Origin of the sequence: Terrabacter aeriphilus, from assembly GCF_039542985.1 — a bacterium.
Classification (GTDB): Bacteria; Actinomycetota; Actinomycetes; order Actinomycetales; family Dermatophilaceae; genus Terrabacter; species Terrabacter aeriphilus.
Genome location: NZ_BAABIW010000011.1, coordinates 43,065 through 57,289, shown reverse-complemented (window position 1 = coordinate 57,289; position 14,225 = coordinate 43,065). Strand labels below are relative to the sequence as shown.

General features: G+C 71.6%; 12 protein-coding genes. 3 read left to right on the top strand and 9 right to left on the bottom strand.

Features of this window, described 5'->3' with window-relative positions:
• Together gatA and gatC are read right to left on the bottom strand one after the other, a co-directional pair.
• Positions 1–1,530: an Asp-tRNA(Asn)/Glu-tRNA(Gln) amidotransferase subunit GatA gene (gene gatA, locus ABD979_RS08160; RefSeq protein WP_345507138.1), complete on the bottom strand. Its 1,530-nt coding sequence runs from the start codon at positions 1,528–1,530 to the stop codon at positions 1–3.
• Positions 1,531–1,649: 119 nt separating this feature from the next.
• Positions 1,650–1,946: an Asp-tRNA(Asn)/Glu-tRNA(Gln) amidotransferase subunit GatC gene (gatC, locus tag ABD979_RS08155; protein WP_345506967.1), complete on the bottom strand. Its 297-nt coding sequence runs from the start codon at positions 1,944–1,946 to the stop codon at positions 1,650–1,652.
• Positions 1,947–2,047: 101 nt separating this feature from the next.
• On the opposite strand from gatC, the gene ABD979_RS08150 reads away from it, so the two are divergent.
• On the top strand, positions 2,048–2,581 hold the full coding sequence (locus ABD979_RS08150; protein WP_345506966.1) for a hypothetical protein: 534 nt from the start codon (positions 2,048–2,050) through the stop codon (positions 2,579–2,581).
• A gap of 48 nt (positions 2,582–2,629) precedes the next feature.
• Here the strand turns inward: ABD979_RS08150 and ABD979_RS08145 are convergent, their stop codons facing one another.
• From ABD979_RS08145 to ligA, 6 genes are all read right to left on the bottom strand, one after another.
• Complete coding sequence (locus tag ABD979_RS08145) at positions 2,630–3,649, bottom strand: branched-chain amino acid ABC transporter permease (RefSeq protein WP_345506965.1); 1,020 nt, start codon at positions 3,647–3,649, stop codon at positions 2,630–2,632.
• Entirely contained in the window at positions 3,646–4,515 is an 870-nt protein-coding gene (locus ABD979_RS08140; protein ID WP_345506964.1) for a branched-chain amino acid ABC transporter permease, read from the bottom strand. Before ABD979_RS08140 ends, ABD979_RS08145 begins: the two co-directional genes overlap by 4 nt.
• 132 nt (positions 4,516–4,647) lie before the next feature.
• Complete coding sequence (locus ABD979_RS08135; RefSeq protein WP_345506963.1) at positions 4,648–5,892, bottom strand: ABC transporter substrate-binding protein; 1,245 nt, start codon at positions 5,890–5,892, stop codon at positions 4,648–4,650.
• A gap of 118 nt (positions 5,893–6,010) precedes the next feature.
• Complete coding sequence (locus ABD979_RS08130) at positions 6,011–6,769, bottom strand: ABC transporter ATP-binding protein (RefSeq protein ID WP_345506962.1); 759 nt, start codon at positions 6,767–6,769, stop codon at positions 6,011–6,013.
• Positions 6,762–7,517 (bottom strand): ABC transporter ATP-binding protein, encoded by a 756-nt coding sequence (locus ABD979_RS08125; protein WP_425583940.1) that lies wholly within the window; start codon positions 7,515–7,517, stop codon positions 6,762–6,764. The genes ABD979_RS08130 and ABD979_RS08125 overlap by 8 nt, the downstream gene beginning before the upstream one ends.
• A 372-nt stretch (positions 7,518–7,889) precedes the next feature.
• On the bottom strand, positions 7,890–10,049 hold the full coding sequence (gene ligA, locus ABD979_RS08120; protein WP_345506960.1) for an NAD-dependent DNA ligase LigA: 2,160 nt from the start codon (positions 10,047–10,049) through the stop codon (positions 7,890–7,892).
• Between the two features lie 149 nt (positions 10,050–10,198).
• Between ligA and ABD979_RS08115 the strand changes: the two genes are divergently transcribed.
• Both ABD979_RS08115 and ABD979_RS08110 read left to right on the top strand, forming a co-directional pair.
• Complete coding sequence (locus ABD979_RS08115; protein ID WP_345506959.1) at positions 10,199–11,707, top strand: long-chain-fatty-acid--CoA ligase; 1,509 nt, start codon at positions 10,199–10,201, stop codon at positions 11,705–11,707.
• A gap of 179 nt (positions 11,708–11,886) precedes the next feature.
• Positions 11,887–13,119, top strand: a complete 1,233-nt coding sequence (locus tag ABD979_RS08110; protein WP_345506958.1) for a L,D-transpeptidase — start codon at positions 11,887–11,889, stop codon at positions 13,117–13,119.
• 121 nt (positions 13,120–13,240) lie between these two features.
• On the opposite strand, the gene ABD979_RS08105 is transcribed toward ABD979_RS08110, so the two are convergent.
• A complete protein-coding gene (locus ABD979_RS08105) occupies positions 13,241–14,221 on the bottom strand; it encodes a uroporphyrinogen decarboxylase/cobalamine-independent methonine synthase family protein (protein ID WP_345506957.1) in 981 nt (326 codons plus the stop codon).
• Between the last annotated feature and the right edge of the window lie 4 nt (positions 14,222–14,225).

Below are 14,225 nucleotides of genomic sequence, written 5' to 3'. Positions count from 1 at the left end.
TCAGGCTCCCTTCGCAGCAGCAGCGCCGCCCAGCTCGGGCGCGCGGTCGAGGATCGGACCGCCCCATCGGTCGACGAGGGCCTTCTCGAGGGCGGCGCCCACGGAGTAGAGGCGCTCGTCCTTGGTGGCCGGGGCGAGGATCTGGATGCCGGCCGGCAGGCCGTCCTCGTCGGCGAGGCCGGACGGCACGGACATGCCGGGGACGCCCGCGAGGTTGGCCGGGATCGTGGCGATGTCGTTGAGGTACATGGCCATCGGGTCCTCGAGCTTGTCGCCGAGCTTGAAGGCCGTGGTCGGGGCCGTCGGGCTCACGAGCACGTCGACCTTGGCGTATGCCGCGTCGAAGTCCTGGGCGATGAGCGCGCGGACCTTCTGCGCCGAGCCGTAGTAGGCGTCGTAGTAGCCGGAGCTGAGCGCGTACGTGCCGAGGATGATGCGGCGCTTGACCTCGTCGCCGAAGCCGGCGTCGCGGGTGGCCGCCATGACCTGCTCGGCGCTCGGGGCGTCGACGCCCTCGGGCAGCACCCGCATGCCGTAGCGCATCGCGTCGAACTTCGCGAGGTTGCTCGAGGCCTCGCTCGGGAGGATGAGGTAGTAGGCAGCCAGGGCGTACTCGAAGTTCGGGCAGCTCACCTCGACGACCTCGGCCCCCAGCTCCTCGAGCAGCGCGACCGACTCGTCGAACCGCGCGCGGACACCGGGCTGGTAGCCCTCGCCGCCCAGCTCCTTGACGACGCCGATCCGCATGCCGCGCACGTCGGCCGCTCGGGCCGCCTCGACGACCGGGGGCACCGGCGCGTCGATCGAGGTCGAGTCCATCGGGTCGTGGCCGCCCATGACGGCGTGCAGCAGGGCCGTGTCGAGCACGGTGCGTCCGCACGGACCGGCCTGGTCGAGCGAGCTGGCGAGGGCGACGAGCCCGTAGCGCGAGACGCCGCCGTAGGTCGGCTTCGTGCCGACGGTCGCGGTCACGGCGGCCGGCTGGCGGATCGAGCCGCCGGTGTCGGTGCCGGTCGCGAGCGGCGCCTGGAACGAGGCGAGCACCGAGCTCGAGCCGCCGCCGGAGCCGCCGGGGATGCGGTCGAGGTCCCAGGGGTTGTGCGACGGGCCGTAGGCCGAGTGCTCCGTCGAGGAGCCCATCGCGAACTCGTCCATGTTCGTCTTGCCGAGGATCGGCAGGCCGGCCTCGCGCAGCTTCGTCACGACGGTCGCGTCGTAGGGCGGCACCCAGCCCTCGAGGATGCGGCTGCCGCACGTCGTGGGCACGCCCTTCGTCGTCATGACGTCCTTGACGGCGATCGGCACGCCCGCGAGCGGCCCGAGCCTCTCGCCGGACTGCCGCCGCTCGTCGATCGCGCGTGCCTGGGCGAGCGCGCCGTCGGTGTCGACGTGCAGGTAGGAGTGCACCTGCCCGTCGACGGCGGCGATGCGGTCGAGGTGCGCCCGGGTCACCTCCACGGAGCTGATCGTCTTGCTCGCGAGGGCGTCGGCCAGGTCGGCGGCGGTCGCCCTCGTCAGGTCGGTTGGCAGGTCGGTCACGTCGGTGCCTTCGGTTCGTTGCTGCGACAAGCGGTTTCGTGGGTGCCCGTCACGGGCGGGGGCGTATGCCGGGTGCTGGGCGACACGGCACACGCGAGCAGGTCGGTGGCTCAGTCCTCGTCGAGGATGCGCGGCACCGAGAAGCGCTGCTGCTCGGCCTCGGGCGCACCCGCGAGCACGGCGTCGGCGCCGAGGCTGGGGCGGACCACGTCGGGGCGGGTCACGTTGGTCAACGGCATCGGGTGCGACATCGGGGCGACGCCCTCGGTGGGGGCCTGCTGGACCTTGGCCACGGACTCGAGGATGACCCCGAGCTCACCCACCATGCGGTCGAGCTCGGCGTTCGAGAGCTCGATGCGGGCGAGGCCGGCCAGGTGGGCGACGTCGTCGCGGGACAGGGATGACATGGGCGTCAGTCTATGGGGACACGGCCGGGCCGCCTCCACCGTGTCCTCCGCGGGGGGTCGCTCGTTGTGCACGGCACGCGCAACCACAAGGAGTCCCCTCGATGACGAGCCCGACCACGCCCGCGGCCCCTTCCCCCGACACCTCGACCGACACCTCGACCGACGTCACGACCGACGCACCCGCGCCGACCGCCCAGACCGCCCAGACCGCCCAGACCGCGCCGACGGCGCCGCAGGATCGTGCCTCTGCGCGCGCCGTCGCCGCACTCTCGTCGTCGCGCTCCCCCGGCGTGCGGGTGGGCGCGCGCCGGACGGCATCCACCGTCGGGGCCGGTGTGCGGCACCTGCGGCGCCTGCTCGGCACCCTGGCCTGGACCGCGTGCCTGCTCGCGGCCGCGGCGCTGCTGCTCGGCACGCTGCTCGTCGCGGTCCAGGCGAACACCCGGAACGCGCTCGTGGCGGCCGTGCTGCACGCCGCAGACTGGGCCGACCTCGGGGTCTTCAGCCGCGACGCCGGCATCAAGCACTTCACCGGTGGGGGCTCGGCCGTCAAGAACGCGCTCGTCAACTGGGGGGTCGGCGCGGTGGCGTGGCTCGCCGTCGGGCGGGTGGCCCGCCGCGTGCTCGGCGGCTGATCCCCCGTCGACGCGCCGGGTCAGGCGCGCCCGGTCAGTCGCACCGGGTCAGTCGCGAGACCTCCGGCGCCGGTCGATGACCCACCGGCGCAGCACGTTGCGGCCGGTGCCCCAGATGCCGTGGCGGAAGAGCAGGACGATGACCACGAAGATCGAGCCGGTGATGAGGCCGATGCCCTCGAAGCCCGAGCTCGCGAGGTAGTCCTCGAGGGTCACGACGACCCCGGCGCCGACGAGACCGCCCCACAGGGTGCCGATGCCGCCGAGCACCGTGACGAGCACGACCTTGCCCGAGGTCGTCCACATCAGCTCCTGGAGCGAGGCGAACTGGTGGCTGACGGCGAAGACGCCACCGGCGAGGCCGGCGAGGCCCGCGGAGATGACGAACGCGGTGATCTTGTAGCGCTCGACGTCGTAGCCGAGCGCGCGGGCCCGGGCGGGGTTGTCGCGCACGGCCGTCAGCACCCGGCCGAAGGGCGAGTTGACGACGCGCCAGGCGAGCAGCACGCCGAGCAGGATCATCGCCGCACCGACGTAGTAGAAGTAGAACGGGTCGGTCTCGACGAGCTCGATGCCGAAGAAGTTGCGCGGGATGCCCTGCAGGCCGTTCTCGCCGCCGGTGAGGTCACGGGCCTGGTTGGCGACGAAGTAGAGCATCTGCGCGAAGGCCAGCGTCACCATGGCGAAGTAGATGCCGGTGCGCCGCACCGACAGGTAGCCGATCGGCCAGGCGATGAGCATCGAGAAGAGGGCGCCGCCGAGCACGGCGACGGGGAACGGCACGCCCCAGTGCGTCGCGATGAGGCCGGTGCAGTAGGCCGAGCCGCCCCAGAACGCGGCGTGGCCGAAGCTCAGCAGGCCGGTGAACCCGAGCAGGAGGTCGACGCTGATCGCGAAGAGGCCCCAGCAGAGGATGTCCATCGCGACGGGCGGGTAGACCCAGTACGGCAGCAGCACGGCGACGGCGAGGCCAGCCAGCAGCAGCACGTAGCGGAGCGGGTTGCGCCGGGACAGGATCGAGGGTTGGGCCAGGTCGACGTCGACCGTGGCGGTCAGCTGCTCACTCATGCGACCTCCTCCCGTCCGAAGAGCCCCGAGGGCCGGACGAGGACGACGAGCGCCATCAGCACGAAGATGACGATCTGGGCGTAGGTGGGGGCGTAGGCGATGCCATAGGCCTCGACGAGTCCGACGAGGAAGCCGGCGACCACCGCCCCGAGGATGGAGCCGAGGCCGCCGATGACGACGACGGCGAAGAGCACGATGATGAAGTTGCTGCCCATCTCGGCGGTGATGGCCCGCGTCGGCGCGGCGAGCACGCCGGCGAGGCCGGCCAAGGCGATGCCGAAGCCGAAGACCGGGGTCACCCACCGGCCGACGTTGATGCCGAGCGCGCGGGTGCGCTCGGGCGCCTCGGTCGAGGCCCGCACGATCATGCCGATCCGCGTCCGCGTCAGGAGCAGCCCGACGGCCACGCAGACGACGACGGAGAAGAGGCAGGCGAAGATCGCGTAGACCCCGAGGTTGACGCTGCCGACGCTGACCTGGCCGCCGAGGCCGGCGGGCACCTCGTAGGGCAGGCCGGAGACGCCGTAGCGCTGCTTGACGGCCTCGACGAGGATCAGCGTGAGCCCGAAGGTCAGCAGGAAGTTGTAGAGCGGGTCGAGCGCGAGCAGCCACCGCACGAGGAGGCGCTCCATGAGCACCCCGAAGCCGAACATGAGGATCGGCACGACGACGAGCGCGACCCAGAAGCCGACGTGCAGCTCACCGAGCAGCACCGCGGAGATGACGGCACCGAGCATGTAGCAGGCGCCGTGGGAGAAGTTGACGACTCCGAGCACGCCGAAGATGACGGCGAGCCCCAGCGCTGACAGCGCGTAGAACCCACCGGCGGCGAGCCCCTGGAGGGTGTACTGGATGAATTCGCTCATGTCTCTCGCTCGTTCGCGGTCGATCGGGCCGGACGGTGCGGGGTCGCCACCCCGGCCGTCTGCCGTCCGGTGCGTCCGCGGGGACGCGGCCGGACGGCATACGGGCGCGGGGAACGGGCCCCACGGGGTGGGTCAGCTCATCGAGCAGGCCGGGTTCGCCTCGCCGTACGCCTCGGCGGCGGGGATGGTCTTCTCGATGTCCTCGTAGTCCCACTCCTCGGGGGCGGAGCTCTTGACCTTGGCGAGGTAGACGTCGTGCGTCACGGCGTGGTCGGCCTTGCGGACCTCACCGTTGCGCAGGAAGACGTCGTTGATCTTCTTGCCCTCGAGCTTGGCCACGACGGCGTCGGCGTCGTCGGTGCCGGCCTCCTGGACCGCCTCGAGGTAGTTCATCGCGGCGGAGTAGTTGGCGGCGTGGGCGAAGGACGGACGCGTGTTCGTCTTCTCCTTGAAGCGGTCGGCCCACTTCTTGTTCTCGGCGTCGAAGTTCCAGTACCAGGCGTCGGTGAACTGGGTGCCGGCGAACTGGTCGACGCCGAGCGAGTGGATGTCGGTGATGAACATCAGGCCGACGGCGAGCTGGACCTTGCCCTTGAGGGCGCTCTGGTTGAACTGCTTGACGAAGTTGATGAGGTCGCCGCCGGCGTGCATCGAGCCGACGACCTTGGGGCTGCCCTCGCCGGCCTTGGTGATGAAGGTCGCGAAGTTGTCGCTCGGGAACGGCGAGGCGATGGACTGGCCGACCGTGCCACCCGCCTTCGTCACCTCACCGCTGAAGGACGTGTTCATGTCCTGGCCGAAGGCGTAGTCGGGGTAGACGATGTTCCAGCTCGTGCCGCCCTCCTTGGTGATCGTGCCGGCGGTGCCGCGCGCGAGCATGGCCGTGTTGTAGGCCCAGTGGAAGGTGTACTTGTTGCAGCTCGCGCCGGTCAGGGCCGTCGTGCCCGCACCGATGTTGATGTAGAGCTTCTTCTTGTTCTTGGCCTGCGTGGCGACGGCGAGCGCGGCGGCCGAGTTCGGCACGTCGAGGATGATGTCGGCCTTCTGCCGGTCGTACATCTCCTGCGACTTCGAGTTCGCGACGTCGGCCTTGTTCTGGTGGTCCGCCGTGACGACCTCGATGGTCTGGGCGACGGCCTTCTCGCCGTACTTGGCCTTGTAGTCCTCGATCGCCATCTCGATGGCGACCTTGCTGTTCGGGCCGGAGAGGTCCTTGTAGACGCCCGACTGGTCGTTGAGCAGGCCGAGCACGACCTTGTCGTCGGTGAGCTTGCTCGATCCGCCGGACTGGGGGCCGCCGGCCCCTCCGCACGCGGCGAGCGCGAGCGACGCGGTCGCCGCGATGGCGACGGTGCCCTGGACTGTCCTGCTACGCATGTCCCCTCCTGGGGTTGTGACGGGTGTGACAGATGTGACGGGAAGGCGGGTGAGGTGGGTGTGGCGGGGTGGTCCCGGGGCCGCGAGGGGCCGACCGGGCGGCGGGAGCGGCGCGGCGCTACATCCCGAGGTAGGTGAGCAGCTCGCTCCTGCGGGAGCGGAACTCCTCGTTGCCGAGGTGCTCGACGACGGCGCCCTGGGCGAGCAGGTAGTGGCGGTCGGCGACGGTGGCAGCGAACGTGACGTTCTGCTCGACGAGCAGCACACCGACGCCCTGCTGCTTGATCTCGCGGATGATCTCGCCGATCCGCTGCACGATGACGGGCGCGAGACCCTCGCTCGGCTCGTCGAGGAGCAGCAGCCGCGAGCCCATCCGCAACACGCGCGCCATGGCGAGCATCTGCTGCTCGCCGCCGGAGAGCCGGGTGCCGGGGAAGTCGCGGCGCTCGTGCAGCACGGGGAAGAAGTCGTAGACCTTCTCGATCGACCACGCGTCCTCGTGCACGACCGGGGGCAGCAACAGGTTCTCGGCGACGCTGAGGCTGGCGTAGATGCCGCGGTCGTCGGGCACCCAGCCGATGCCGGCCCGGGCCCGGGCGTCGGGCGAGCGCCGTGTGAGGTCCTGGCCGTCGAGGCCGACGGCGCCCTCGATCTGGCGGTGCAGACCCATGACCGAGCGCAGCAGCGTCGTCTTGCCCGCGCCGTTGCGCCCGACGAGGGTGACGACCTCCCCGGGCGCGACGTCGATGCTGACGTCGGTGAGCACCCGGGCCTCGCCGTACCACGCCGAGAGGTCGGAGACCTCGAGCATCGGCGAGCGCCCCTGCGCCACCGGGGAGTCGGTGGTGACCGTCGTCGTGCCGGTGTCGTCACTCATGCGCTGCTCCGAGGTATGCCGTGATGACGCGCTCGTCGGCGCGCACCTGCTCGTAGGACCCTTCGGCGAGCACCTGGCCCGACTGGAGCACCGTGACGCGGTCGGCGAGCGAGCCGACGACGTGCATGTTGTGGTCGACGAAGACGACGGTGCGGCCTTCGGCGAGCTCCTTGACGAGGGCGATGGTGCGGTCGACGTCCTCGATGCCCATGCCGGCCGTCGGCTCGTCGAGGAGGAGCAGCTTCGGGTCGAGGGCGAGGGCGATGGCGAGCTCGAGCGCGCGCTTCTGGCCGTAGGCGAGCGACGACGCGGGGGCGTCCGCCCGGTCGGCGAGGCCCACCCGGTCGAGCAGGTGCGGGGCGCGGTCGCGGAAGGTCGCGAGGCGCGAGACCGACCGCCACCACTGCCGGCCCATGCCGGTCGGGCTGGCGAGGGCGAGCTCGAGGTGCTCGCGCAGCGTCATCGCCTCGAAGAGGCTCGTGATCTGGAAGGACCGCGCGATGCCGAGCGGCGCGATCTGCTCGGGGGCGAGGCCGGTGATGTCGCGGCCGTCGAAGACGACCGCGCCGGAGCTCGGGGTGAGGAAGCCGGTGAGGAGGTTGAAGAGCGTCGTCTTGCCGGCGCCGTTCGGCCCCACGAGGGCGTGGACGGTGCCTCGCTCGACCGTCAGGTCGACCTCGGAGACGGCCCGGAAGCCACGGAACTCCTTGGTCAGGGCCCGGGTCTCGAGCAACGGGGTAGCCGTCAAGACCAGCACCTCCTCGTGCGTCGTGTCGCGGTTGCGGGGGCCGCCGGCAGAACGCCGGCGGCGGGAACTTCGGGCAAGCCTAGGAGGACGGCCCGTCGATGTGACGGTGGCGACACACACACCTGGCCCTGGTTAGTGGGCTGCGCCCACATGCACGGAGCCATCCCCCACCGTCGAGTGGCCATTCCGTGCGGGTCCCCTCCGTCGAGTGGCCACTCCTTGCGGGTCTGGCCGAGCGCCGGTCCGCGTCAGCCACCGGGACGTCACGGCATACGCCCGCGTCGACGGTCGCACCACGCTCACGACCCGCCGGAGCCTCGTGGCCACTCGACCACGAGGCACCCACAGAAGGTGGCCTCTCGACGGTCGGGGTCAGTCGGGGGAACCGGTCTCGAGGAGGCGGCGGAAGCCGTCCTCGTCGAGCACCGTGAGCCCGAGCTCCTCGGCCTTGGCGGCCTTGGAGCCGGCGTTCGCGCCGACGACGACGAAGTCGGTCTTCTTCGACACCGAGCCGGACGCCTTGCCACCGCGGCTGATGATCGCCTCCTTGGTCTCGTCACGCGAGAAGCCCTCGAGCGAGCCCGTCACGACCACCGTCCTGCCCTCGAGGGTGCGCGGCGTCGACGCGTCGACCTCGTCGGCCATGCGGACCCCGGCGTCGGCCCACCGACGCACGATCTCGCGGTGCCAGTCGACCGCGAACCAGGCGGTCACGGCCTCGGCGATCACCCCGCCGACCCCCTCGGCCTCGGCGAGCTCCTCCGTCGAGGCCGTCCGGATGGCCTCCATCGAGCCGAAGTGCGTCGCGAGCGCCCGCGCCGCCGTGGGCCCGACGTGGCGGATCGACAGTGCGACGACGACGCGCCAGAGCGGCTGTCTTTTGGCCTTCTCGAGCTCGGCGAGCAGCGTCTCCCCGCCGGCCGACAGCACCCGACCCTCGACGACGGCGTCGTCCGGGTCGGTCTTCTTCGCGGCCCGGGTGTAGAGCGGCACGCGCGACAGCTTCTCGCGGGTGATGCCGTACTCCCCCGCGTGCGGGCTGCCCTCGGGCGGTGCGAACAGGTCGCCCTCGTCGGTGACGACCCCGGACTCGAGCAGGGCGTTCGCGCCCTCCCAGCCGAGGGCCTCGATGTCGAGGCCGCTGCGCGAGGCGAGCGCGAAGACCCGCTCGCGCAGCTGGCTCGGGCACGAGCGCGTGTTGGGGCAGCGGATGTCCTTGTCGCCCTCCTTCTCGGGCGCGAGGGTCGTGCCGCACGAGGGGCACTCCGTCGGCATGACGAAGGCCCGCTCGGTGCCGTCGCGCAGGTCGACGACCGGCCCGACGATCTCGGGGATGACGTCGCCGGCCTTGCGCAGCACGACGGTGTCGCCGATGAGCACGCCCTTGCGCTCGACCTCGTACGCGTTGTGCAGGGTCGCGTTCTCCACCGTCGACCCCGCGACGACGACCGGCTCCATCACCCCGTAGGGCGTGACCCGACCGGTGCGCCCGACGTTGACCCGGATGTCGAGCAGCCGGGTGTTGACCTCCTCGGGCGGGTACTTGAAGGCGATGGCCCACCGGGGTGCCCTCGAGGTGGCTCCGAGCTGGCGCTGGAGCGACACCTCGTCGACCTTGACGACGATGCCGTCGATCTCGTGGGCCCGGTCGTGCCGGTGCTCGCCGTGGTAGGTCACGAACTCCTGCACCGCGGCGATGTCGTCGAGCACGCGCACCTCGTCGGAGGTCGGCAGGCCCCAGCCGTGCAGGGCGGCATACCCCTCGCTCTGGCGCTCGACGTCGAAGCCGCGGCGCGCGCCGATGCCGTGCACGAGCATCCGCAGCGGGCGGGTGGCCGTCACCTTCGGGTCCTTCTGGCGCAGCGAGCCGGCAGCCGCGTTGCGCGGGTTGGCGAAGGGCGCCTTGCCGGCCTCGACGAGGCTCGCGTTGAGGTCGGCGAAGGCCGCGGTCGGGAAGAAGACCTCGCCGCGGATCTCCACCAGCTCGGGCACGTCGTCGCCGGCGAGGCGGTCCGGGATGCCCTCGATGGTGCGGACGTTGTTGGTGACGTCCTCGCCGGTGCGGCCGTCGCCGCGGGTCAGGGCGCGTACGAGGCGGCCCTTCTCGTAGAGCAGGTTGATGGCGAGCCCGTCGATCTTCAGCTCGGTCAGGAAGTGCGCACCGGAGCCGACCTCGCGCTCGACCCGCTCGGCCCAGGTCTGCAGCTCCTCGAAGGAGAAGGCGTTGTCGAGGCTCAGCATGCGCTCGACGTGGTCGACCGTCTCGAACCCGGTCGCGAACGAGGCCCCGCCGACGTTCTGGGTCGGGCTCTCGGGCGTGCGCAGCGAGGGGAACCGCTCCTCGATCTCGCCCAGGCGCCGGATGATCGCGTCGTACTCGCCGTCGCTGATCGTCGGTGCGTCCTTGACGTGGTAGGCGAACTGCGCGGCGCCGGCCTGCTCGGCGAGCTCGGCCCACTCCTGGTGGACCTCGGGCGGGACGTCGTCGGTGACGGGGGTGGGGCCGGGCGCGGGGACGCTGCTCTCGCTCACGCGCACATCCTGCCAGCCGGGTCCGACGCCCGGGCGGGGCGACGTGCGCCACGTCCGGCCCACTCCCCTGTTCACCGGACGACTCACGGGTAACAATGGCCGCAGTCGTCGCTGCCGTCGTCTGCCCAGGTCGCTGCAAAGGAGCACCCATGACCAACCTCGCCGCCAACCTCGTCGCCACCGCCGGGCGGATCCCCGACAAGGTCGGCATCCGCCTCGACCAGCTCGAGGTGTCGTGGTCGGCCCTGCACCGGGCGGCGGCGGCCGTCGCGGCGCAGTTGCGGGCGATCGGGGTCGCCCCCGGCGACCGGGTCTCGCTCATCCTGCCGAACGTGCCGGCATACCCCGTCGCCTTCTACGGCACCCTGCTCGCGGGAGCGGTCGTCGTGCCGATGAACCCGCTGCTCAAGGCCGGGGAGATCGAGTACTTCTACGAGGACTCGGGCGCGAAGGTCAGCTTCGTGTTGCCGGACTTCGCCGAGGAGGCGCACAAGGCGGCCGCCCAGACCGGCACCCGCATCGTCGTGTGCGGCCCGACGGGACCGGCCGAGGGCCAGCTGCCCGAGGTGCCCGCCGACGAGGTCGTGCTCGAGCCCGTCGAGCGCGCCGACGACGACACGGCGGTGATCCTCTACACGAGCGGCACGACGGGCAAGCCCAAGGGCGCCGAGCTCACGCACTTCAACCTGCACCGCAACGCCGAGCGCTCGGCCGCCGACATCATGCAGATCACCGAGGACGACGTCATCATGGGGTGCCTGCCGCTCTTCCACGTCTTCGGCCTGACGTGCGGGCTCAACACCTCGGTGCAGCGCGGGTCGACCCTCAGCCTCATCCCCCGCTTCGACCCCGCCAAGGCCATCGAGGTGCTCGGGCGCGACCACGTGACGATCTTCCAGGGCGTCCCGACGATGTATGCCGCGATCCTCAACCACCCGAACGCCGACCAGGCCGACACCAGCAGCCTGCGCACCTGTGCGTCCGGGGGGTCGGCGATGCCCGAGGCCGTCATGAAGGCGTTCGAGGAGAAGTTCCACTGCCAGATCCTCGAGGGCTACGGCCTGTCGGAGACCTCTCCCGTCGCGTCGTTCAACATGCCCGACAAGCCGACGAAGCCGGGCACCATCGGCCGCGCGATCCCCGGGTGCGAGATGAAGCTCGTCGACCTCGAGGGCAACGACACCCCGGCCGGCGAGATCGGCGAGATCGCGATCCGCGGCGAGAACATCATGAAGGGCTACTGGAACCGCCCCGAGGCGACGAAGGAGGCCATCCCCGACGGGTGGTTCCGCTCGGGCGACCTCGCGACGGTCGACGACGAGGGCTACTTCACCATCGTCGACCGCAAGAAGGACATGATCATCCGCGGCGGCCTGAACGTCTACCCGCGCGAGGTGGAGGAGGTGCTCTACACGCACCCGGACGTGCTCGAGGCCGCGGTCGTCGGTGTCCCCGACGACCTCATGGGCGAGGAGGTGGGCGCGGCGGTCGTGCTGCGGCCCGGCTCGACGACGACGCTCGAGGACGTGCAGACCTACGTCAAGGAGCGGCTCGCCGCCTACAAGTACCCGCGCCGCATCTGGTCGCTCGACGAGCTGCCCAAGGGCCCGACGGGCAAGATCCTGCGCCGCGAGGTGCGTCCGGGCGTCGACGCCTGAGGCTCGCCGGCGGTCGCGCCACCCGCCCTCGGGAGGGCGCGACACGCGGCGGCTGGACTCGCCGTCGGTTTTGGGATATCCGGCCCTTTCGGGTGACACTGGGGTGGGGTCACTACCGACGTGCCGCGCCCCGTCCCGCCCGGGAGCGTCCGGCGGTACGTCTGCGAAGGGTTTTCCGCGTGAAGTCGAGCATCCGTTCTGCCGCAGTGTCAGGGGTGGCCGTGCTGGCCGTGCTGGGCGCGAGCGCCTGCAACGCTTCGGCCACGGCCGACAACGGCAAGCCGTCCACGAGCGCGTCGTCCGACAGCACGCCCTCCGAGACGCCCACCCCGACCCCGACCACAGACCCGGTCGTCTTCACGACGACGCCGGGCGAGCAGGCGGAGGACGTCGCCGTCGACACGCGCGTCACCGCCGCGGCCGAGAAGGGCACGCTGACCAAGGCCTCGCTCTCCTACGAGAGCAAGAAGGGCAAGAAGGTCGACGTCGAGGGTGACCTCGAGGGCGGCACGTGGACCGCGGGCGACCTGCTCGAACCGGGTGTCACCTACACCCTGGACATGGAGGCGACCGACACCGACGGCAAGGCCGTCGAGTCGACCCGCACCTTCTCGACCGCGAAGCTGACGCTCGACGACCAGGTCTACGTGGCCGTCTCGCCGCGCGACGGCGGCACGGTCGGCGTCGGCATGCCCGTCGTCGTCCGGTTCGACCTGCCGGTCACCGACAAGAAGAGCTTCGAGAAGAACATGTCGGTCACGGCCTCCCCTGCCCAGGCCGGCTCGTGGTACTGGCTCAGCTCGCGCGAGGCGCACTGGCGCCCGAAGACGTACTGGAAGGCCGGCACCAAGGTCCACGTCGAGGCCAACCTCAACGGCGTCCCCGCCGGCAGCAACCGATGGGGCCAGATGAGCCGCACCTCCGACTTCACCATCGGCCGCTCGGTCATCGCCAAGGTCAACCTCAAGACCGACCAGATGGACGTCTACATCAACGGGTCCAAGGTCAAGCGCATCCCCGTCACGGGCGGGCGCCCGGGGTTCACCACGCGCTCCGGCGTCAAGGTGATCATGGACAAGCAGACGAACATCACGATGCGCGCCGAGACCATCGGCCTGAAGAAGGACGACCCGAACTACTACGCCGACACCCCGGTCAAGTACGCCATGCGGGTCACGAACTCGGGCGAGTTCCTGCACACCGCACCGTGGTCGGTCGCCGACCAGGGCCGCCGCAACGTCAGCCACGGCTGCACCGGCATGAGCGACGCCAACGGCGAGTGGCTCTTCGGTCAGATGCGCATCGGCGACGTCGTCGAGACCACGGGCACCGACCGTCCCATGACGATGGGCAACGGCTACTCCGACTGGAACCTCAGCTGGGCGAAGTGGAAGGCCGGCTCGGCCCTCTGAGCCTCTGAGCGCCCCAGGCGTACGACGGAGGCCGGTCACCCTCGGGTGACCGGCCTCCGTCGCGCTCGGGGCCCGATCACGTATGCCGTCAGAGCGTCAGGGCGCCTGGGCGCCCTGGGCGTCAGGCTGCGCTGCGCTGCTCGAGCTCGCGGGCCGTCTCGACCGCGGCGCGCTGGACCGCCCGCGCGACGGGCGGGGTGGCCGACCCGAGGCCGCACGCCGGCGTCACGACGAGGTCGGCGAGCCGCGCGAGCGGGAGGCCGACGCGCGTCCAGGCCGCGACGAGGTCGTCGGCGAGCTGCGTCGCCCGGGTGCGCCCGCCGCCGGTGGGCACGGCTCCCGCGTGCAGCCGGATGCCGTCCTCGACGGCGACCGCGACCCCCTCCCACTCGCGGGGGCGCAGCAGCGAGGTGTCGAGCGAGAGCGCTCCCGGCCCCGCCGCCCGCAGCAGCGGCACCGGCGGCGACCCTGCGCAGCAGTGCACGACGGTCGGGCCGTCGTGGGCCTGGAGCACCGTCTGGAGCCCGCGGGCAGCGACCTGCGGGTCGAGGCTGGGCAGGCGCCCGAAGCCCGAGGCCGTCGGCAGGCGACCGGCGAGCACCGTCGGCAGGCTCGGCTCGTCGAGCTGGAGCACGACCTCGGCGCCCGGGACGAGGCGCCGCACCGCCGCGACGTGGAGGCGCACCCCCTCGGCGAGCGAGTCGACGAGGTCACGGCACGCGCCGTCGTCGACGACGACGCGCTCGCCCCGCTGGAGCCAGAGGCTCGCGGCGAGCGTCCACGGCCCGACGACCTGCAGCTTGAGGGGGCCGGTGTGCCCGTCGAAGGCCTCGGCGAGCTCGTCGAGGTCCTCCCGGAGCAGCGCGGCGGTGCGGGCGGCATCGAGGCCGGGACGGTCGACGAAGCGCCAGCCGACCGGCTGGAGGTCGACGGGCAGCTCGACGAGCAGGCCGGCCGTCCGGCCGATCATGTCGGCGCCCGGGCCGCGCTCGGGCAGCTCCGGCAGGTAGGGCAGCTCCCCGTCGAGCAGCTCGCGCACCTGCGCGAGCGCGTCGCGCACCGAGGTGCCGGGCCAGGAGCCGATGCCGGTTGCGAGCGTCACCGCG

Excerpts from the sequence above, each read along its gene's own strand:
- gatC (WP_345506967.1), bottom strand. The coding sequence starts at position 1,946 with ATGTCATCCCTGTCCCGCGACGACGTCGCCCACCTGGCCGGCCTCGCC.
- ABD979_RS08150 (WP_345506966.1), top strand. The coding sequence starts at position 2,048 with ATGACGAGCCCGACCACGCCCGCGGCCCCTTCCCCCGACACCTCGACC.
- ABD979_RS08145 (WP_345506965.1), bottom strand. The coding sequence starts at position 3,649 with ATGAGTGAGCAGCTGACCGCCACGGTCGACGTCGACCTGGCCCAACCC.
- ABD979_RS08140 (WP_345506964.1), bottom strand. The coding sequence starts at position 4,515 with ATGAGCGAATTCATCCAGTACACCCTCCAGGGGCTCGCCGCCGGTGGG.
- ABD979_RS08135 (WP_345506963.1), bottom strand. The coding sequence starts at position 5,892 with ATGCGTAGCAGGACAGTCCAGGGCACCGTCGCCATCGCGGCGACCGCG.
- ABD979_RS08130 (WP_345506962.1), bottom strand. The coding sequence starts at position 6,769 with ATGAGTGACGACACCGGCACGACGACGGTCACCACCGACTCCCCGGTG.
- ABD979_RS08115 (WP_345506959.1), top strand. The coding sequence starts at position 10,199 with ATGACCAACCTCGCCGCCAACCTCGTCGCCACCGCCGGGCGGATCCCC.